Source organism: Microbacterium sp. CCNWLW41, assembly GCF_037083505.1.
Genome location: NZ_JBAOJP010000006.1, coordinates 17,215 through 36,046, shown reverse-complemented (window position 1 = coordinate 36,046; position 18,832 = coordinate 17,215). Strand labels below are relative to the sequence as shown.

Annotated in this window: 17 protein-coding genes and 1 tRNA gene; 10 read left to right on the top strand and 8 right to left on the bottom strand. The window is 71.8% G+C overall.

The annotated features are described in order from the left end of the window. Nucleotides 1-8: 8 nt before the first annotated feature. Nucleotides 9-1,286 (bottom strand): CDP-glycerol glycerophosphotransferase family protein, encoded by a 1,278-nt coding sequence (locus tag V6R91_RS20620; RefSeq protein ID WP_336396800.1) that lies wholly within the window; start codon nucleotides 1,284-1,286, stop codon nucleotides 9-11. Between the two features lie 109 nt (nucleotides 1,287-1,395). On the opposite strand from V6R91_RS20620, the gene V6R91_RS20615 reads away from it, so the two are divergent. Beyond that, on the top strand, nucleotides 1,396-2,421 hold the full coding sequence (locus tag V6R91_RS20615) for a glycosyltransferase family 2 protein (protein WP_336397123.1): 1,026 nt from the start codon (nucleotides 1,396-1,398) through the stop codon (nucleotides 2,419-2,421). Between the two features lie 7 nt (nucleotides 2,422-2,428). Here the strand turns inward: V6R91_RS20615 and V6R91_RS20610 are convergent, their stop codons facing one another. From V6R91_RS20610 to V6R91_RS20600, 3 genes are read right to left on the bottom strand one after another with little or no spacing between them, the layout of a single operon-like run. Next, nucleotides 2,429-3,880 (bottom strand): CDP-glycerol glycerophosphotransferase family protein, encoded by a 1,452-nt coding sequence (locus V6R91_RS20610; RefSeq protein WP_336396799.1) that lies wholly within the window; start codon nucleotides 3,878-3,880, stop codon nucleotides 2,429-2,431. Further along, complete coding sequence (locus V6R91_RS20605; protein ID WP_336396798.1) at nucleotides 3,877-5,154, bottom strand: CDP-glycerol glycerophosphotransferase family protein; 1,278 nt, start codon at nucleotides 5,152-5,154, stop codon at nucleotides 3,877-3,879. Before V6R91_RS20605 ends, V6R91_RS20610 begins: the two co-directional genes overlap by 4 nt. Before the next feature lie 47 nt (nucleotides 5,155-5,201). Beyond that, nucleotides 5,202-6,773 (bottom strand): S1C family serine protease, encoded by a 1,572-nt coding sequence (locus tag V6R91_RS20600; RefSeq protein ID WP_336396797.1) that lies wholly within the window; start codon nucleotides 6,771-6,773, stop codon nucleotides 5,202-5,204. 115 nt (nucleotides 6,774-6,888) lie between these two features. On the opposite strand from V6R91_RS20600, the gene V6R91_RS20595 reads away from it, so the two are divergent. Next, on the top strand, nucleotides 6,889-8,109 hold the full coding sequence (locus tag V6R91_RS20595; RefSeq protein WP_336396796.1) for an aminotransferase class I/II-fold pyridoxal phosphate-dependent enzyme: 1,221 nt from the start codon (nucleotides 6,889-6,891) through the stop codon (nucleotides 8,107-8,109). Here V6R91_RS20595 and V6R91_RS20590 read toward each other — a convergent pair. Then, the gene (locus tag V6R91_RS20590) at nucleotides 8,096-8,899 is read right to left on the bottom strand and encodes a carbon-nitrogen hydrolase family protein (RefSeq protein WP_336396795.1); all 804 of its coding nucleotides are present in this window, start codon (nucleotides 8,897-8,899) and stop codon (nucleotides 8,096-8,098) included. The genes V6R91_RS20595 and V6R91_RS20590 overlap by 14 nt on opposite strands. After that, complete coding sequence (locus V6R91_RS20585; protein ID WP_336396794.1) at nucleotides 8,896-9,414, bottom strand: DUF6328 family protein; 519 nt, start codon at nucleotides 9,412-9,414, stop codon at nucleotides 8,896-8,898. The genes V6R91_RS20590 and V6R91_RS20585 overlap by 4 nt, the downstream gene beginning before the upstream one ends. A gap of 92 nt (nucleotides 9,415-9,506) precedes the next feature. On the opposite strand from V6R91_RS20585, the gene V6R91_RS20580 reads away from it, so the two are divergent. Continuing rightward, a tRNA-Met gene (locus tag V6R91_RS20580) sits at nucleotides 9,507-9,580 on the top strand. A gap of 41 nt (nucleotides 9,581-9,621) precedes the next feature. Here V6R91_RS20580 and V6R91_RS20575 read toward each other — a convergent pair. Next, a complete protein-coding gene (locus tag V6R91_RS20575) occupies nucleotides 9,622-10,041 on the bottom strand; it encodes a MarR family winged helix-turn-helix transcriptional regulator (protein ID WP_336396792.1) in 420 nt (139 codons plus the stop codon). A gap of 152 nt (nucleotides 10,042-10,193) precedes the next feature. Between V6R91_RS20575 and idi the strand changes: the two genes are divergently transcribed. From idi to V6R91_RS20540, 7 genes are read left to right on the top strand one after another with little or no spacing between them, the layout of a single operon-like run. Beyond that, complete coding sequence (gene idi / locus V6R91_RS20570) at nucleotides 10,194-10,745, top strand: isopentenyl-diphosphate Delta-isomerase (RefSeq protein ID WP_336396791.1); 552 nt, start codon at nucleotides 10,194-10,196, stop codon at nucleotides 10,743-10,745. Continuing rightward, nucleotides 10,742-11,797, top strand: a complete 1,056-nt coding sequence (locus tag V6R91_RS20565; RefSeq protein ID WP_336396790.1) for a polyprenyl synthetase family protein — start codon at nucleotides 10,742-10,744, stop codon at nucleotides 11,795-11,797. The genes idi and V6R91_RS20565 overlap by 4 nt, the downstream gene beginning before the upstream one ends. Further along, entirely contained in the window at nucleotides 11,794-12,675 is an 882-nt protein-coding gene (locus tag V6R91_RS20560; RefSeq protein ID WP_336396789.1) for a phytoene/squalene synthase family protein, read from the top strand. The genes V6R91_RS20565 and V6R91_RS20560 overlap by 4 nt, the downstream gene beginning before the upstream one ends. Beyond that, entirely contained in the window at nucleotides 12,672-14,237 is a 1,566-nt protein-coding gene (gene crtI / locus V6R91_RS20555) for a phytoene desaturase family protein (protein WP_336396788.1), read from the top strand. Before V6R91_RS20560 ends, crtI begins: the two co-directional genes overlap by 4 nt. A gap of 2 nt (nucleotides 14,238-14,239) precedes the next feature. After that, nucleotides 14,240-14,593 (top strand): lycopene cyclase domain-containing protein, encoded by a 354-nt coding sequence (locus tag V6R91_RS20550; protein WP_336396787.1) that lies wholly within the window; start codon nucleotides 14,240-14,242, stop codon nucleotides 14,591-14,593. Further along, nucleotides 14,590-14,913: a lycopene cyclase domain-containing protein gene (locus tag V6R91_RS20545; RefSeq protein WP_336396786.1), complete on the top strand. Its 324-nt coding sequence runs from the start codon at nucleotides 14,590-14,592 to the stop codon at nucleotides 14,911-14,913. Before V6R91_RS20550 ends, V6R91_RS20545 begins: the two co-directional genes overlap by 4 nt. Continuing rightward, the gene (locus V6R91_RS20540; RefSeq protein ID WP_336396785.1) at nucleotides 14,910-15,803 is read left to right on the top strand and encodes a prenyltransferase; all 894 of its coding nucleotides are present in this window, start codon (nucleotides 14,910-14,912) and stop codon (nucleotides 15,801-15,803) included. Before V6R91_RS20545 ends, V6R91_RS20540 begins: the two co-directional genes overlap by 4 nt. Before the next feature lie 42 nt (nucleotides 15,804-15,845). Here the strand turns inward: V6R91_RS20540 and V6R91_RS20535 are convergent, their stop codons facing one another. Next, the gene (locus tag V6R91_RS20535) at nucleotides 15,846-18,764 is read right to left on the bottom strand and encodes a UPF0182 family membrane protein (RefSeq protein WP_336396784.1); all 2,919 of its coding nucleotides are present in this window, start codon (nucleotides 18,762-18,764) and stop codon (nucleotides 15,846-15,848) included. Between the last annotated feature and the right edge of the window lie 68 nt (nucleotides 18,765-18,832).

Genomic DNA, 18,832 nt, shown 5'->3' with positions numbered 1-18,832 from the left:
GCGTGGCCTCAGCCCTCGTCGTCGAGCTCGGCTTCGTCCTCGGGCTCGTCGTCGCGCTCGTCGACCGAGCGGGCGTACCACGCGTCCCACTCGTCCATCAGCCGCTGCACGGCGGCGTGGAACCGCGCGGTCGCGGCGCCCGGCGTCGTGTCGCCGAAGTAGCGCGAGACCCACTGCTCGAGGCGGGCCACCGCGTCGGGGTCGTCCAGCACCCGCTCGGTCTGCGCGACGATGTCGGGGGCGTCCGCGGCGGTCAGCCACTCGCACGCCGACAGGTAGCCGTGGGTGTCGATGGCGGCCGCGGGGTCGGCCGGACGCGTGATCAGCAGCGGCCTGTCGGCCGCCAGCCGGTCGTAGACCATCGCCGAGATGTCGACGACCGCGACGTCGGCGGCCGACAGCTGCCAGCCGAGGTCCGGGCCGTCGTCGAACACGTGCTGCGCCGCAGGATCGGCGGCGTTCGCTGCGGCGAGGGCGGCGATGATCCGCCGGTTCGCGGCGCCGTACTCGGCGTTCACGACCCCCGAACGAGGGTGGGGCCGGTAGATGACGCGATGGCGACCGGTGCGCAGCAGCGCCGCCACGAGCGCCTCGCCGTGCGTGACGATCGACCCGTAGTGGGCCGACGGCCGGTCGCCCTCCCACGTGGGCGCGTACAGCACCACGGTCCGGTCGTCGGGCGTGAACGGCAGCGCCCCGGAGTAGTGGTCGGCCTGCGGGCGGCCGATCGCGATCGCCCTGTGGTCGAGGTCGTAGTCCCAGAGCACCCGCGACAGCCGCTCCCGTGCGGCGTCGCCCGCGATCATGGCGTAGTCGTAGGCCTTGTACTGGTTCGTGGTCATGTACATCTTGTCGGACTCGCCGTGGTTGATGAACACGTGCCAGCGTCGGCCGTAGCGGAACATCTGGAAGTTGCGGGTGTTCTGATTCACGTAGAGCACCACGCGGATGTCCTGCGTGGAGATGAAGCGCTCCAGATCGCGCACCGTCGGCACGAACGCGACCGGCAGGGCGTCGTCTGCCAGCAGCGCCTGCGCGCCCGTCGCGGACCGGCTCAGCACGACGACCGGCCACGTCTTGGCCAGCCCGGCGAGCGGCTTGTACCACTGCCGCATCTGGTACATGTTGACCGCGCCGTCGGCGAAGTACACCGCCACCCGGTAGTGGAACGGCGGATGCTGCGGCCCGGCCGACTGCGTGCGCCTGACGTCGATGACGGCGGAGCGGTTGCGCACCGCCTTCCGTACGAGCGCGATCGCCTTCCTGCCGTCCGAGACCAGTGCCACCCGTCCAGCCTACCCAGGGCACCCGTGACATGATCGACGCGTGCATGTCGAGCAACACGGGCGCAGGGACGCTCCGATCGTCCCGCCGGACGCCGGTGTGAGCTTCGTGATGCCGGTGCTCAACGAGCGGGGCTACCTGCGCCGGGCGGTGGAGACCGTCCTCGCGCAGGACGTGCCGGGACCCACCGAGCTCGTCCTTGCGCTCGGCCCCTCGACGGACGGCACGACGGAGCTCGCGCGGGAATTGGCCCGGGAGGACGAGCGGATCATCCTCGTCGACAACCCGGCGGCCGACATCCCGATCGGGCTGAACCTCGCCATCCGGGCCGGCCGCTACCCCACCGTCGTGCGCGTCGACGCGCACTCCGAGCTCGACCCGAGCTACGCCCGCAGGGCCCTGGCGTCGCTCGACCGCGTGCGCGCGGCCAACGTGGGCGGGGTGATGCGCGCCGACGGCCGCACCCCGTTCCAGCGAGCCGTCGCCCGCGCGTACAACTCCCCCATCGGCCTGGGCGGCGGCGCGTACCACGGCGGCACGCAGGAGGGCGAGGCGGAGTCCGCCTACCTCGGCGTCATGCGGCGCGCCGTGCTCGACGAGGTCGGGCTCTTCGACGAGAGCATCCGCCGCGGCGAGGACTGGGAGCTCAACCTGCGCATCCGTCGCGCGGGCTACCGGGTGTGGTTCGATCCGGCGCTCGCGGTCACGTACTGGCCGCGAGAGAGCTGGACGAGGCTCGTGCGGCAGTTCGCGGCGACCGGCCGGTGGCGCGGCGAGCTGGTGCGGCGCTTCGGTCGAGGCAACTCGCTGCGCTTCTTCGCTCCGCCGCTCCTGGTGCTGACGATCCTGCTCGCCGTGGTGGTGGCGGCCCTGCAGCTGACGGGCGTGCTCCAGGGGTGGTGGTCGGTGGCGGCATCCGTCGTCTATGTGCCGCTGGTCGTGTACGCCGCGCTCGTCATCGGCGTGGCGCTCGGCCCGGGCGGGGGGCGCGGCTGGCGCGACAAGCTCTGGACGGCGGCGGTTCTGCCCACGATGCACCTCGCGTGGGGCTGGGGATTCGTCGTGGGGATCATCCGCGGCGCCCACGACACCGTCGACACCTCGCGGCTCGGCAGTCGCAACACGCCGCTGCCCTGACGGGGTCTCAGGGCTCGATGAGCCCCTGATCCAGGATGCGGGCGACCACGCGCTCGGCGGCATGGCCGTCGTCGCGGGCGTTGAACTTCGCCCGCCAGAGCTCGTACCTCTCCGCGTAGCGCTCGCGGTCGTCATCGGCGAGGGCGGCGGCGAGCTCGTCCTGCGTGCGAACCATGGGGCCCGGCGCGTGCTCGGCGAGGTCGAAGTAGAAGCCGCGCAGCTCGCCGCGGTAGTGCTCCATATCGGGCACGAGGAAGTACATCGGCTTGCCTGTCACCGAGAAGTCGAACATCACCGACGAGTAGTCGGTGATGAGCGCATCGGCGACGAGCAGCAGCTGCGACGTGTCGGGGAATCCGGTGACGTCGATGACGCGCGGTCCCTCGGCGTCGCGACCCGGCAGGAGCGTGCGGGAGTGCCCGCGCACCAGCACGACGGAGTCCGTCGCCGCGGCGAGCGCGACCGGGTCGACGAAGTCGACGATCTGCTCGCGGTCGTCCCGCCACGTCGGCGCGTACAGCAGCACGCGCTCACCGGGCCGGATCCCGAGCGCGCCGCGCGTCGCGGACCCGTCGCCGCTCGCGAGCACGTCATTGCGCGGATACCCCTCCACCCAGATCGGCCGGCTGAGGAACGCGTACGCCTTGCCGAGGATGCGGGCGGCATACGGGTTCTGCGCGAGCAGGATGTTCCAGCGCCGCGACTCGCGCACCACCGCGGCCATGCGCCGCGGGTCGAAGCCGGGGCGGTGCAGGGCGAGCCGCTTGAGGGGCGTGCCGTGCCAGGTCTGCAGCACGACCTGCCCCTTGCGCCGGGAGAATCGCCGGCGGAGCCAGTCGTTCACGACGAGCAGACGCGCGGCGCCCCGCGCCCGCCACCACTCCGGGGTGCCTTCGACGACGGCGATCGCGCCCTCGGGAACTGCCACCGAGAGATCCACGACGCTCCAGTAGCGCGTCACGCCCGGCGCGCGGCGCGTGAGCTCCCGATCGATCGCGAGCGGATTGCAGCTGGCGTTGCGCCCGTAGAAGCTCTCGAAGAACACCGCGTTCTCGAACCCGGACGCCGGACGGGTGGCGTAGCGGCGCTCGAGCGCATCCTGTCCCTCGCCGGAGTCGTAGGCGGGGTCCATCGGCGGTCCCACGCGCAGCGTCCACTGCTCGAGCTCGGCACGCAGCGTTCCGAGCTGGGTGAGCGGGAGCGCGTCGGGAGCAGGGATGCCCCGGTCCGCTGCATCCGTCACCCGGACCTCGTACGTCCCGGTCGGCAGCGGCAGCTCGGGCCCGCCCCATCGCGCGGCGCGGAGGGGCAGCGTCGCCCGCCACGTCTTGCCGCGGCCGCTCAGACGTGCGACGACCCGGGCGCGCGCGCCCACGAGCTCGACGGTCGCCGGCCGCTCGCCCTCGCCCGAGAGCACGAGCGCAGGTCCGCCGTCCGTCGTGAAGCGCGCGTCGGTCATCCGTTTCCTTCCCTCGGGCGGGCGTGGGCGGCCGCACCGGCCAGAATCGCACGGTACACCCTCTCGGCGTTGCGGCCGTCCCGGTGCGCGTGGACACGCGCGCTGAGCGCCATGGCGTGCTCGACGCGCCGCTCGCGCTCCGACTCGTCGCCGAAGAGCGCGTCCAGCTGCGCGGCCGCCTGGCTCCAGTCGACGGCCCACTCGTCGCCCGCGACATCCCGGTATGCGCCGTAGAACCCGCGGCGCTTCGCGTAGTCGACGACGTCGGGAGCGAGGAACAGCGTCGGGAGCGGCACGAGGGCTGCGTCGAACGCGAGGGAGGAGTAGTCGGTGACGAGGGCGTCGAGCCCGGGCAGCAGCGGGGTCACGTCGGCCACCAGATCGCTCCCGAGCGACTGCACCAGATCCGTCGTGACGGGCGGGACGTAGTCGCCGGCGCCGAGCGGATGGGAGCGTATGAGGAGCGTCGCTCCGTGGCGGCGGAGGACGCCGAGGATCCGCGCCCACTCCGCGGCGGTCGGGATCGCCGGGTCGGGCGCGCCGTCGCGCCACGTCGGCGCGTACAGCACGAGTCGCCCGGACCCTTCGGCCCGCGGCACGGCCCGCGCGATCGCCGCGCGGGCCTGCACGCGCCGGTCTTCCGCGGTGCCGCGGGACAGCACGTCGACGCGAGGCTCGCCGGTGACGGGAACGGCGTCGTCGGGGAGCGCGAACGCGGACTCCAGCCGGCCCCGCACGAGGTGCGACGCGGCGGGGAGCAGGCGGATCCGGCGCGCGGCGCCGCGGTACATCGCCCGCAGCATCGCATGCGCCGGCCGCGCCGCCGGCGTCCGCGCGATGGCGCGCGGCAGCCGCAGGGTCTCGGGCGAGTCCAGGCCGATCCGCTTCAGTGGGATCCCATGCCACAGCTGCACCACGAAGGCGCCCGAGACGGCGTAGCGGTTCACGTCGCCGAAGCCGTGCGTGACGACGACCACCCGCGCCCGCGCCGTGCGCCACAGTCCCCGCAGCGACCGCTTGGCGACGCTCGGGATGCCGCGGGCTGCGGCATCCCGCGCCTCTCGCGCGCTGCCGACCAGCCACACGGCGCGCCGGCCGTCGGCGGCGGCGGCGTCCCAGAGGGCGAGCGCGCCGTCGGCGATGCCGACGGCGCAGCCGAAGACCCACTCGTCGCGCGAGCGCGGTACGACGAGGGTGAGGATGCGTCCTGCGGCATACAGCGGGATCGTCGCGAGCTTCCGCGCATTCCCCGCGCCGAACGAGAAGGACGCCATCACGCGAGCCTATCCTGCTCGCGTGATGGCGCCCCGGCGCGTGCCGCCTACTGCTCGAGCGCGCCCAGCGTGACGGTCACCGTCTGCGTCTCCCCGTCGCGGACGAAGGTGACCTCCGCCTCGCTTCCGGCGGCAGCGCCGCGCACCTGCGCGGTCAGGTCGGTGGAGTCGGTGACGGGAACGCCGTTGAAGCCGGTCACGACGTCGCCCGCGGCGAGGCCCGCCGACGCCGCCGCGCCGCCGTCTGTGACCTCGTTGATGTACGCCCCGGTGATGGTCGATCCTTCGACGGATGCCGCGGGCCGCACGGTCGCGCCGAGGAGGCCGTGCGTGGCCTCGCCGTTCTCGATGAGCTCGTCGGTGATGCGCTCGACGATGTCGGACGGGATCGCGAATCCGACGCCGATCGAGCCGGAGCCGTCGGCGGACGCACCGCCCGCGGTCGCGATCGCGACGTTGATGCCGATGAGCCTGCCCTCGGAGTCCACGAGCGCGCCGCCGGAGTTGCCCGGGTTGATCGCGGCATCGGTCTGGATCACCGCGATGGAGATGCTCTCGGTCGCCGTCGACTGCTGGTCGCCCTGGCCGAAGTCGAAGCGGAACGGGCCTTCCTGCCCGTTCTCCTCCGGCTGGTCCTGGTTCTCGTCCCCGGTGTCCGGCGCGGCGGAGGACGCGATCTGGATGCTGCGGTTGAGGGCGCTCACGATGCCCTCGGTGACGGAGTTCGCCAGTCCCAGCGGCGCCCCCACCGCCACGGTGGTGTCGCCGACATTCAGGTCGCTCGAGTCGGCGAAGTCGATCGGGGTCAGACCCTCGGCGTCCTGGAGCTTGATGACCGCGAGGTCGTACGTCGGGTCGGTGCCGACGATCTCGGCGTCGTACACGCGGCCATCGGCCGTCGTGACGCGCACCTGCGCGTCGCCGGTCGCCCCGTCGAGGGTCACCACGTGCGTGTTCGTCACGACGTAGCCGTCCTCGGAGAGGACGACGCCGGAGCCGGTTCCGGCTCCCGCCGAGCCCGTCGCGGAGATGGTCACCACGCTCGGCACGACCTTCGCCGCGATGCCGGTGGTCTCGTTGACCGAATCGGAGTCGTTCACCGTGACGGTGCTCGGGCCGGCGGCGGGCGACGTCGCCGCGGACGTGAACCAGTTCACGCCGGCGTACGAGCCGCCGAGGCCGGCCGCGCCTCCCACGATGGCCGCGGCGACGAGCAGGCCGACCACCTTGCCGGCGCCGGAGGATTTCTTGGGAGCCTGCGCCGTGGCCGTGCCGCGGTCGCCGCCGTCGATGGGCAGCGTGGGCATGGTGTCGGCCGACGCGACGCCGAAGGCGGCACCGGGACCGGATGCGCCGCCCTGCCCCGCGTAGGAGTGGGGGTGCGGCGCGGGCTGTCCGGCATACCCCTGCGGACGTGCGTACGCGTGGCCGCCGGCCGGATACCCCGCCGGGGGAACCGGCTGGGTCGGCGCGCGGTGCTGGGCGGCGGCCTCGGCCGCCGGCTGGGCGGGCACGGCGGGCTGTGCAGGGGTGACGCTCGGCGCTGTGGTGTCATCGGGCGTGGCCGACGCGTCGGCGGGGACGTGGTCTTCCGGGCGGTCGCCCTGGATGTCGCTCATGATTGCTCCTTCTGCCAAGCACTCACAACTGTGCCCACCGATGCTGTGCGTTTCTTATGTCGGGAATGGGACTCGCCTATGCAACGGGGATGAGCCCGCCCGGTACGGTGAAGCGATGCGACAGATCCCCGGAGCGTGGCACCGCACGGCGGCCGGTGCCGGACTCGTCGGCTCGGACGGGTCGATCCACCCCACCATCTTCGCCGAGATGTCTGCCCTCGCGGCCCGCACCGGCGCGATCAACCTCGGACAGGGGTTCCCCGACGAGGACGGCCCGGCCGAGGTGCTCGAGGTCGCCCGCGCCGCGATCGCCCACGGCGTGAACCAGTACCCGCCGGGTCGCGGCATCCCGGATCTCCTCGACGCGGTCGCCGAGCACCAGCTGCGCTTCTACGGCCTGCACATCGACCCGGCCCGCGACGCACTCGTCACTGCCGGCGCGACCGAGGCGCTCGCCGCAGCGCTGCTGGCGCTGCTGGACGGGCCCGATGACGAGGTGGTCGTCTTCGAGCCGTACTACGACTCGTACGCGGCCGTCGTCGCGCTCGCGGGCGCGAAGCTCGTCACGGTGCCGCTGCGGTGGCCGGACTTCCAGCCCGATCTCGACGAGCTCCGCGCCGCGGTCGGCGACCGCACGCGCCTCATCCTCGTCAACGACCCGCACAATCCCACCGGAGCCGTCTTCGGCTCCGAGGTGCGCGACGAGATCGTGCGGCTCGCCCATCACCACGATGCCCTCATCGTCACCGACGAGGTCTACGAGCATCTCGTCTTCGACGAGCCGCACGTGCCGATCGCCACCCTCCCCGGCGCCTGGGACCGGACCCTGACCATCTCGTCCGGTGGCAAGACGTTCTCCACCACCGGATGGAAGATCGGCTGGGTCACCGGGCCCGCCCCGCTCGTCGACGCCGTGCTCGCGGTCAAGCAGTACCTCACGTACGTCAACGGCAGCCCGTTCCAGCCGGCCATCGCGACCGGACTCCGGCTGCCGGACTCCTTCTTCCGCGGCATCGCCGACACGCTGCGGGCCAAGCGCGACCTGCTCGGCGCCGGGCTGCGGGCCGCCGGCTTCGAAGTGTCCACGCCTGCCGGCTCCTACTTCACGGTGGCCGATGCGGCGCCGCTCGGCGCGACCGATGCCGCGGACTTCTGCCGCGGGCTTCCCGAGCGGGCAGGCGTGGTGGCGATCCCCCTCACGGCGTTCGCGACAGCCGAACGCCGAGCCGACTACGCCACGCTCGTGCGCTTCGCGGCCTGCAAACGCGTGGACGTGCTCGAGGACGCGGCATCCCGCCTCGCCTCGGCGGCCGGATCCGGGGTCACCGGGGGCTGACCGCGAATCGCCGAAGCCGCAGCGCCGGGTTGACCCGGCGGACACGCTCGATGGCGCCGACGTCTAGATGTGCGACCGCGACATCGGTCGACGTACCGACCGCGGCGAGCTCGACGCCCTGCGGATCGACGATCAGCGAGTGACCGACCCCGAGCGGCGGCGGGTGATCGGCCGCTGCCACGAACACCGTGTTCTCGATGGCGCGGGCATGCAGGAGCGTGCGCCAGTGGTGCTCCTTGAGCGGGCCGCGCACCCACTCGGCGGGGACCGCGAACACCTCGGCGCCGGCGTCCACGAGCAGCCGTCCGACCTCGGGGAAGCGCAGGTCGTAGCAGGTCATGAGTCCGAACGTCAGACCTCCGCAGGCGAAGGTCTGCGGCGGCGCCGGCTCCCCCGCCTCGACCCAGTCCGACTCGCGCTGCCCGAACGCGTCGTACAGGTGCATCTTCCGGTAGTGCGCCTGCAGGCCCGCCCCGTCGACGGCGACCACCGTGTTGCGCACGCGCGCCTCGTCGCTCGCCCGCTCGAGCAGGCCCGCCACGACGACGACGTCATGTGCGGCCGCGATCCGTGCGAGCTCCTGCACGAAGGGGCCGTCGAGCTCCTCGGCGTTGGCGGCGAGCGATTCGTCGAAGGGGTCGACGAAGTAGCTCGAGTACTCGGGGAAGACGACGACACGGGCCCCGCGGGCGGACGCGGTGGCCGTGAGCTGGTCGATGGCGTCCAGGTTCGCCGCGGTGTCGGCGGTCGGCGCGAACTGCGCGACGCCCACTCCCAGGGTGTCCGTCATCGGGCGCCGCCCCTCTCTCTCGCGCGGACGCGGATCAGTGCCGGGACCAGCACCCACAGCGCGACGATGACCGCGGCGAGGAGGATGAGCGCCCACCAGAAGGCCGATCCGCCGACGACGACGTCGAAGACGAACGCCACCACCCCGACCATGAGCACGGAGACCGTGAGCAGAGCGGTGATGAGGGCGACGTGGCCGTAGCGGACGACCGCCGGCTTCGCACCCTGCTGGAACACCACGCGGTGCAGGGCGACGGGGGCCAGCGCGATGATCGAGCTGAGGGCTGCCAGCACCACCAGCGTGAGGTACACGGCTCGCTGCCCGGCGCTCAGCTCGGCGAAGGTGGGCTGGAAGGCCAGGGCGAGCAGGAAGCCGGTGAGGATCTGCGTGCCCGTCTGCAGCACGCGCAGCTCTTGGAGCACCTCGTTCCAGTTGCGGTCGGCGCGCTCCTCGCGGGTCTCGTCGCGACCCTCGGCGCGGTCCGCCACGGAGTCTGCTTCGGGGCGATCGGACATGCGCTCATCCTTTCGCGCGGCTCGCGTCGCGGCAACCCGAGGCGGCCTGTGGCACGACCCACTCGAAACCCGTGTTAGGCTATTTCCTGTGCCGCGGGGTGGAGCAGCTCGGTAGCTCGCTGGGCTCATAACCCAGAGGTCGCAGGTTCAAATCCTGTCCCCGCAACAGAAAGAAGAAGGGCGTCCCCGACGAGGGGGCGCCCTTCTTCATGTCTCCCGCTTCTCTGTGGCTGCGGGATCCATGGCCTCGCCGAGATCGTCGAGGAATCGGGCGATCACGTCGAGATCATGCCCGTCGTACCTCATGGCGACCTCGCGCATCGCGCGCAAGCGTGCGCCGAACACGGTGAAGAACGCTGCCCGTGCGGAATCCGTCAGCACGACCACGCGCCCCCGCCGATCGCTCGGGTGCGGCCGGCGCTCGACGTGGCCCGACTCGACCAGCCGGTCCAGCAGCTTGGTGGTGGACGCAGTGCTGATGCGCAGGTGCTGGGCGATGTCGCGCGGACTCACCGGACGCCCGGTGCGCTCCCGGATGACCAGCAGCCGCAGTGCGGCGACGTCCGAGGCGTTCATCGCCATGTCGCCCTTCATCCCGCTGTGCATGCGCTCCATGGCGTCGCTCATGCTACGAATGGACGTGAGCACACGCAGCACGGCGTGGTCGTGCTCCGTCTGTGGCAACCAGCGCTCTGACATCGTGGACGTCACCTCCATCCCGTTGTAGCATCGCACTCAATAATTCGCTAGCTAAGCTAGCGATTGAGAGGAGCTTTCCGATGACGGACACCGACCACGTGGTGCTGCTCGACGACGAGGGCCGGGCCATCGGAACCGCCCCGAAGTCTAGCGTTCACGGGCCCGACACCGCCCTTCACCTGGCCTTCTCGTGCCACGTGCTCAACAGCGAGGGCAAGGTGCTCATCACGCGCCGTGCGCTGTCCAAGCGCACGTGGCCCGGCGTCTGGACGAACTCCTTCTGCGGCCACCCGCGGCCCGCCGAGCAGGTCATCTCGGCCGTCCGCCGGCACGCCGACTTCGAGCTGGGCCTCGCCCTCAGCGATCTCCGCGTCGCACTCCCCCTGTTCCGCTACCGCGCCACGGACGCGAACGGCATCGTCGAGCACGAGGTCTGCCCCGTCTACATCGCCCACACCGACGACGAGCCGGTGCTCAACCCCCTCGAGGCGCTCGACGCACGCTGGGTCGAGCCCCGGGACCTCGCGACATCCCTCGAGGCCACGCCGTGGGCGTTCAGCCCGTGGCTCGTGCTGCAGGCCCAGCAGCTGCATCTCTTCGACTCGCCGGCACGTCAGCGAAGGGCGTCATGATCATCGGACCTGAGGATCCCGGCGTCGGCATCGCGATCGACGGGTCACTGACGCGCATCCGGGAGCGCGCGGCAGAGCTCGGACCAGGCTTCGGCGCCCTGGCCGACGCCATCACGCGCGCCACCCAGGGCGGGAAGCGCCTGCGCCCCGCGCTGGTGACCGCGTCGTTCGACGCGTTCCGCTCCGGCGACGCCAACGCCTCGGCCGCGCTCTCGGTCGCCGCCGCGTTCGAGCTGCTGCACACCGCGTTCGTGGTGCACGACGACGTGATCGACCACGACATCGAGCGACGCGGCGTCCCCAACGTCGGCGGGGAGTTCCGTCAGCGCGGGCGCACCCACGGCGCCGGCGCCGACGGCGCGGCCCTGCTCGGGGACGCCGCCGCCATCCTGGCCGGCGACATCCTCCTCCATGAGGCGTTCCGTCTCGTGGCGATGGCGCACACCGACGACGCCACGAAGGATCGGCTGCTCACGCTCCTCGACGACGCCGTCCTGGTGTCGGCGGCCGGTGAGCTCGCCGATGTCGAGAACAGCGTCACGTCCGCCTTCCCCTCGCGCTCCGAGACCCTCGACACGGCCTTCAACAAGACGGCGGTGTACTCCTTCCGCGCCCCGCTGCAGGCCGGTGCGCTCCTCGGCGGAGCCGACGCCGACGCACTGCGTGTGCTCGGCGACGCCGGCGGACGCCTCGGACTGGCCTTCCAGCTGGTCGATGACCTCATCGGGGCCTTCGGCACGTCTGCGCAGACCGGACGCGACTGCGGACCCGACCTGCGCGAGACCAAGCGCACGCCGCTGGTCGCCCTGGCGCGCGAGACGGATGCCGCGCCCGGCGTCGACCACGCGCTCGCACTCGCGCGAACCGGCCCCGTCGCGGTGCGCGAGGCGCAGATCGTGCTCGAGGCGAGCGGCGCGCGGGACCGCCTCGTCGCGCTCATCTCCGACACCCTGGACGACGTCCGCGAGGTCTCGGCCGATCCGGCATTGCCGGAGCGGGCGGGGGCGCTGCTGCGCACCCTCGCCGACCGGGTCGAAGGAAGGATCCCGTGAAGGCCTCCCGAAGGCCCGCGGCGACCGGACTCTCGCTCTACGACCGGACGGCCCAGGACGCGGCGGCCGCGGTCATCGCCCGGTACTCGACGTCGTTCGGACTCGCGTGCCGCATGCTGGGTCCGCGTCCGCGCCCGCACGTGCGGAACGTCTACGCGCTGGCGCGCGTGGCCGACGAGGTCGTCGACGGGCCCGCACAGGAGGCCGGCCTCTCGCCCGAGGCGACGGCCGCGGTGCTCGACCAGCTCGAGCAGGAGTGCTTCGCGGCGATCGACCGCGGGTTCAGCACGAACCTGGTCCTGCACGCGTTCGCCCGCACGGCTCGCGAGTGCGGCATCGGCGCCGATCTCATCACCCCGTTCTTCGCCTCGATGCGGGCCGACCTCCAGGTCTCGCGCCACGACGCGGCATCGCACGACGAGTACGTGTACGGCTCGGCCGAGGTGATCGGGCTGATGTGCCTGCAGGTGTTCGTGAACGCCGGGTCGCCGCATCCGGTCACTCCCCCGCCGCGGCTCGTCGACGGCGCCCGACGGCTCGGGGCCGCCTTCCAGGACGTCAACTTCCTGCGGGACCTCGACGACGACAGCACGCGGCTCGGTCGCGACTACCTCGGACTGTCGACGCCCGCGGGCGACCGCGCGGCGGTCCTCGACCGCATCGACGCCGACCTCGCGACGGCGGCCGGCGTGATCCCCGAGCTCCCGGCCGACTGCCGGCGCGCCGTCACGGCCGCCCACGATCTCTTCGCCGAGCTCGCACGCCGCCTGCGGGCGGCGCACGGCGGCGAGGGGCGCGTCCGCGTCCCCGACGCCGTCAAGGCCCGCCTGGCCGCCCGGGCCCTGCTCGGATTCGCTCCCAAGGAGGCGCGCGCATGACTTCGAGCGACGGGTCGCGGACCGCGATCGTGATCGGCGGCGGCATCGGCGGCCTCGCCGCGGCGGCACTGCTCGCCTCGGACGGCTGGGGCGTCCGCCTGCTCGAGGCGCGTGACGAGCTGGGCGGACGCGCGGGCTCGTGGGAGCAGGACGGCTTCCGCTTCGACACCGGGCCGAGCTGGTACCTCATGCCGGAGGTCTTCGATCACTTCTTCCGGCTGCTCGGCACCACGGCCGCCGACGAACTGGACCTCGTGCCGCTGGATCCCGCGTACCGCGTGTACTCCGATCCCGCGACCGGGCTCGGACCTCTGGACGTCCACTCGGGACGCGAGGCGGCCACCGCCCTGTTCGAGAGCGTCGAGCCCGGTGCGGGCGCGCGCCTGGACGCGTACCTGGACTCCGCCGCCGACGCGTACGACCTCGCCGTGACGCGGTTCCTCTACGACACGTACGAGACGACCGCGGGGCTGCGCGACCCCGCCCTGCTGCGACGGATGCCACGCCTCGCGCCGCTGCTCACGAGGACGCTCGCACGCCATGTCGACAGCAGGTTCACCGACCCGCGGCTGCGTCAGATCCTCGAGTACCCCGCGGTGTTCCTCGGCGGATCGCCGTACGGGGTGCCGAGCCTGTACCACCTGATGAGCCACCTCGACCTCGACGAGCACGTGCTGTACCCGCGAGGCGGGTTCACCGAGATCATCCGCGCGGTGACGCGCCTGGCGGAGGCCGCCGGCGTCGGGATCGAGACCGGCGCGCGGGTCGCCGCCATCACGACGGAGGGGCGCCGCGCCACGGGCGTGGAGCTGGCGGACGGCCGTCGCCTCACGGCTGACCTCGTGGTGTCGGGCGCCGACCTCCACCACACCGAGACCGGGCTGCTCCCTCCCGAGAAGCAGACGTATCCCGAGAAGTGGTGGGGCTCGCGCACGCCCAGCCCGGGCGCGCTGCTGGTGATGCTCGGCGTGGCGGGATCCCTCCCCCAGCTCGCGCACCACACGCTGCTGTTCACGCGCGACTGGAAGGCCAACTTCGACGACATCTTCGGCGCGCACCCACGGATCCCCGACCCCGCCTCGGTGTACGTATGCCGACCGAGCGCGACCGACGACACGGTCGCACCCGAGGGACACGAGAACCTCTTCGTGCTCGTCCCGGTGCCGGCCGACCCGTCGCTCGGGCACGGCGGCGTCGACGGCGACGGCGACGCGCGCATCGAGGCGGCCGCCGACAGCGTCGTCGACCAGATCGCGACGTGGTGCGGCATCCCCGACCTCGCGAGCCGCGTCGTCGTGCGCCGCACGGTCGCTCCCGGCGACTTCGCGGACGAGTTCGGGGCCTGGCGCGGCAACGCCCTGGGCCTTGCGCACACGCTCGGACAGAGCGCGGTGTTCCGGCCGCGGAACGCCTCCCGAATCGTGGACGGTCTCGCGTACGTCGGGGCATCGACGCTCCCCGGCATCGGCCTGCCGATGTGCCTGATCTCGGCGGAGCTCGTGGTCAAGCGCCTCCGCGGCGACCGATCCCCCGGTCCGATCGCCGAACCTGCGAGAGTATGAGGGTGCCCGGCATCTATCTCGCCGCCATCCTCGCCTCCGCAGCGGGCATCCTGCTGATCGACCGCCGCTGGCGCCTTGCGGCATGGCGACATCCCGGCCGGACGGCCGCGGCGGTGCTCCTCGGCACGGCGTTCTTCCTGGCGTGGGATGCGGTCGGGATCGCCGCCGGCGTGTTCGTCAAGGGCGACAGCCCGCTGCTGCTGGGCATCGATCTCGCGCCCCATCTGCCGCTCGAAGAGCCCGTCTTCCTCGCCTTCCTGTGCTACCTCGCGCTCGTCGCGTGGGCGGGCGCCGAGCGCCTGATCGAGCGGCGGAGAGCGGATGCCGTCGCCTCCGGCAGGGAGGGCATGCCGTGACGTACCTGCTGCTGAACCTCCCGTTCCTGGTGTTGACCGCCGTCGTCGTGCTGCTGACGGCAACGCGGCCCGGGTTCGGCCGCCGGATGACGGCATCCGCCATCGCCGCCGCCGTCCTCATCGCGCTGACCGCCGTCTTCGACAACGTGATGATCGCCGCGGGGCTCTTCACGTACCCCGAGGGCCTCGTCTCCGGCGTGCGGATCGGCCTCGCGCCGATCGAGGACTTCGCGTACCCGCTGTGCGCGGCCTTCCTCGTGCCGGCCGTCTTCGTGCTCCTGTCGCACCCGCGGCGAGCGGCTCAGGAGGAGCGCCCGTGACGGCGGCGGCGCCGCTGCGGGCCTCGGGCGTGGCCCGGCAGCTGTTCGTCTCGTCGCGGCCGGTGAGCTGGATCAACACCGCCTACCCGTTCGCCGCGGCGTATCTGCTGACGACGCGCCAGGTCGACCTGCCCCTCATCGTCGGCACGCTCTTCTTCCTCGTGCCGTACAACCTCGCGATGTACGGCATCAACGACGTCTTCGACTACGAGTCCGACCTGCGCAACCCCCGCAAGGGCGGCGCGCACGGCGCCGTGCTGGATCGTCGGCTGCACCGGATCACCCTCTGGGCGGCAGGCCTGTCGTGTCTGCCGTTCGTGGTGTACCTCGTCGCGATCGGCGACCCGGCGTCCTGGGCGGTGCTGGCGGCGAGCCTGTTCTTCGTGGTCTTCTACAGCGCGCCGCCGCTGCGGCTGAAGGAGCGGCCGTTCCTGGACTCGGCGACCAGCAGCATCCACTTCTTCTCCCCCGCGGTCTACGGGCTGGTCCTGGCCGGCGCCGTCTGGACACCGGGCCTCGTCGCCCTCATCGTCGCGTTCGCGCTGTGGGGCGTCGCCTCGCACGCCTTCGGCGCCGTGCAGGACGTCGTGGCCGACCGCGAGGCCGGCATCGCCTCGATCGCGACGGCGCGGGGTGCCCGCTGGACGGTGCGGTTCGCGCTCGCCTGCTACGCGGCAGCCGGCCTGGTCATGTTCGCGACCGACTGGCCGGGTCCCCTCGCCGCCGTGGTGGCCGTGCCCTACCTCGTCACCGTGTGGCCGTACCGCTCGATCGCCGACGCCGACGCCGGGGCCGCGACAGCCGGCTGGCGCCGGTTCCTGTGGCTCAACCAGCTGTCGGGGTTCCTCGTGACGCTGCTGCTCATCTGGTACGCCGTCCTCACGGCCTGACCTGCGGGCCCGCGCCGCGGCAGCGTGGCAGCAAGATGGCGGTTACGGCGTGCCGAGCTCGATCAGCCTGTCCACCGCGGCGGTGAGGCGCTCGTCGGCCGCGCCGTACGCGGCCCAGTCACCGGCCTCGAGCGCCGCCTGCCGGTCGAGCATCGCCTGCTGCGCCTCCTGGAGCGCGGCCTGGTACTCGTCGGTCGGCTCGGCCGGGTCCGTGGGCTCCGTCGGCGCCGGTGTCGGCGCGGGCGTCGCTCCCGGCGTCGCTCCCGGCGTCGGCTGCACGTCGGTGTCACCGGCATCCGCTCCCGAGTCGCCTCCGAAGAGCGTGTCCAGCGCCTCGTTCAGGGTGTCCTCGAACGCGATGTCGTCACCGAACGAGACGAGCACCTTCTGGAGCTTCGGCAGCTTCGTCCCCGCCGAGGACTGCACGAACACCGGCTGCACGTAGAGCAGACCGCCGCCCACCGGAAGCGTCAGCAGGTTGCCGTTGAGCACCTCGGACTGCCCCTGCTTGAGCAGGTTGATCTGCGACGACACCAGCGGGTCGGAGTTGAAGGTGTTCTGCACCTGTCCGGGTCCGGGGACGGTGGTGTCGGCGTCGATCACGAGCATGCGGAGCTTGCCGTAGTCCTCGCTCTTGACCCCGGCCTCGGTGCCCGCGTTGGAGTCCACGGCGAGATAGCCCATCAGGACGTTGCGCGCGTTGCCGGCTGTGGCCGCCGGGATGAACGACGTGAACATCGAGTACGTCGGCTCGTCCTGGTCGGGCATCTGCATCGTGAGGTAGTACGGCGGCTGGAGCTGCGTCTCCTCCTGCGGGTCGGCGGGCGTCTGCCAGCGGTTGTCGCTCTGGTAGAACGAGCGCGCGTCGTCGACGTGGTAGACGCCGAGGATGGTGCGCTGCACCTTGAACAGGTCGGTCGGGTAGCGCACGTGGCTGATCAGCTCGGCCGACATGTCCTCGATCGGCTTGATCGTGGAGGGGTAGACCTTCTGCCACGACTGCAGCACCGGGTCCTCCTCGTCCCACGCGTACAGCGTGACCGAGCCGTCGTACGCGTCGACGGTCGCCTTGACGGAGTTGCGGATGTAGTTGATGTCGTCCAGCGCGAAGCGCGGCGCCGGGTTGGACGAGTCCGAGATCGCCGAGGTGAGGCTGACCGTCGAGGAGTACGGGTAGTTCGAGCTCAGCGTGTAGCCGTCCACGATCCACACGATGCGGCCGTCCACGACGCTCGGGTACGCGTCGTTGTCGAGCGTCAGATACGGCGCGACCTTCTGCACCCGATCGCGGGGATTGCGGTCATAGAGGATCTGCGACTCCTCGTTGACGTAGTCCGAGAAGAGGATCTGCTCGGCCTGGAACTTCAGCGCGTAGATGAGCCGGTTGAAGACGCTGCCGAGACTCGGTCCGCCCTCGCCGTCGAACGTCGTCTTCGTCTCACCCGAGCCGTCCTCGCCCGAGGGGTAGTCGAGCTCGACGGGATCAGCGCCCTCGGGGGCGCCCACGATCGAATACGGCGGCGAGTACTCGCCGAAGTAGACGCGGGGCTGGAAGTTCTCGCGGTCCGAGAGGAAGCCGGCGGCGGGGATGCCGCGCTCGAGGAAGACCGGGTCTCCTTCGCCGGTGCGGTCGTTGCCCTTCGCGGCGACGAGCCCGTAGCCGTGCGTGTAGACGACGGCGGAGTTCTGCCAGTCCGCCGCGTTGCCGAGCTGGTCGAGGTTCAGCTCGCGCACCGACACGATCGTGTCCTGGGAGACGCCGTCGATCGCGTAGCGGTCGACGTCGAGCGGATCGGCGAACTGGTAGTACGAGCGGTACTGCTCGAGCTGACGGATGTTCGGCGAGATGATCGCCGGGTCCATGATCCGCACCTGCGCGGTCGTGGCCGCGTCGTCGCGGAGCTGCCCGGCCGCGACGTCGGTCACCGCGGTGAAGTCCTGCTGCTCGAGACCGGCGACCCCATAAGCCTCGTGGGTCATGTCGACGTTGCGCTGGTAGTACTCCTCTTCCAGCGTGAACCGGTTCGGCTGCACCTGGAACGTGTTGACCACCCACGGGTAGCCGACGCCGACGACGATCGCCGAGACGACCAGCAGCGCCGTCGCGATGAGCGGGTAGCGCCAGCGGCCGATGATGGCCGTCACGAAGAACAGGATCGCGACGATGACGGCCGCGAACGCGAGGATCGTCTGCCCGGGGATGATGGCGTTGACGCCGGTGTAGCCGGGGCCGGTGATGCGCCCGTCGGCACCGGACTCGACGAGGGTCTTGAACCGGTCGAGCCACAGGCTCACCCCCTGCACGAGGAGGTAGAGGCCGGCGATCACGGCGAGCTGGATGCGCGCCGACTTCGAGATGCGCAGCTCGCGCTGGCCGATGCGCACCGAGCCGTACAGGTACGACACGAGGGCGGTGACGAGGAGGCACACCAGGAGCACGGCCGAGGCGAAGCCCACCAGCGCGGTCCAGAACGGCATCGCGAACATGTAGAAGCCGGTGTCCAGCCCGAACTCCGGGTCGGTGGTCTCGGTGGCGACGCCGTTGAACCACAGCCAGGTGGTCTCCCACTGCGCCGACGCGGCGAAGCCGGCGAAGAAGCCGAAGAAGACGGGGATGCCCCACATCGCCAGGCGTCGCAGCGGCTCGACGACCTCCTGGTACCGGTCCAGCTGCGAGCTCAGCCGCGCGTACACGGGACGCAGGCGGTAGGCGAGCTGGATGGCGAGCCACACCGGCACCGCCATGCCGAGAAAGCCCACCGCGAACATGATCACGCGCGCGATCCACTGCGTCAGCAGCACCTCCGAGAACCCCAGCTGGTCGTACCAGAGCCAGTCGGCGTAGAGGCTTGCGAAGACGAAGAACGCCACCACGAGTCCGGCGATGACCGCGAGGGTGATGGCGATGACGCGTCTGGTGCGGGAAGGTGTGGCCGGAGTCGGCGACGAGGTCGTGGTCACGATCCCATCCTAGGCGGCGGATTCCCAGGCCCTGCCTTGTCCTGCCTGGGCGAACTCTCCGAAACGCG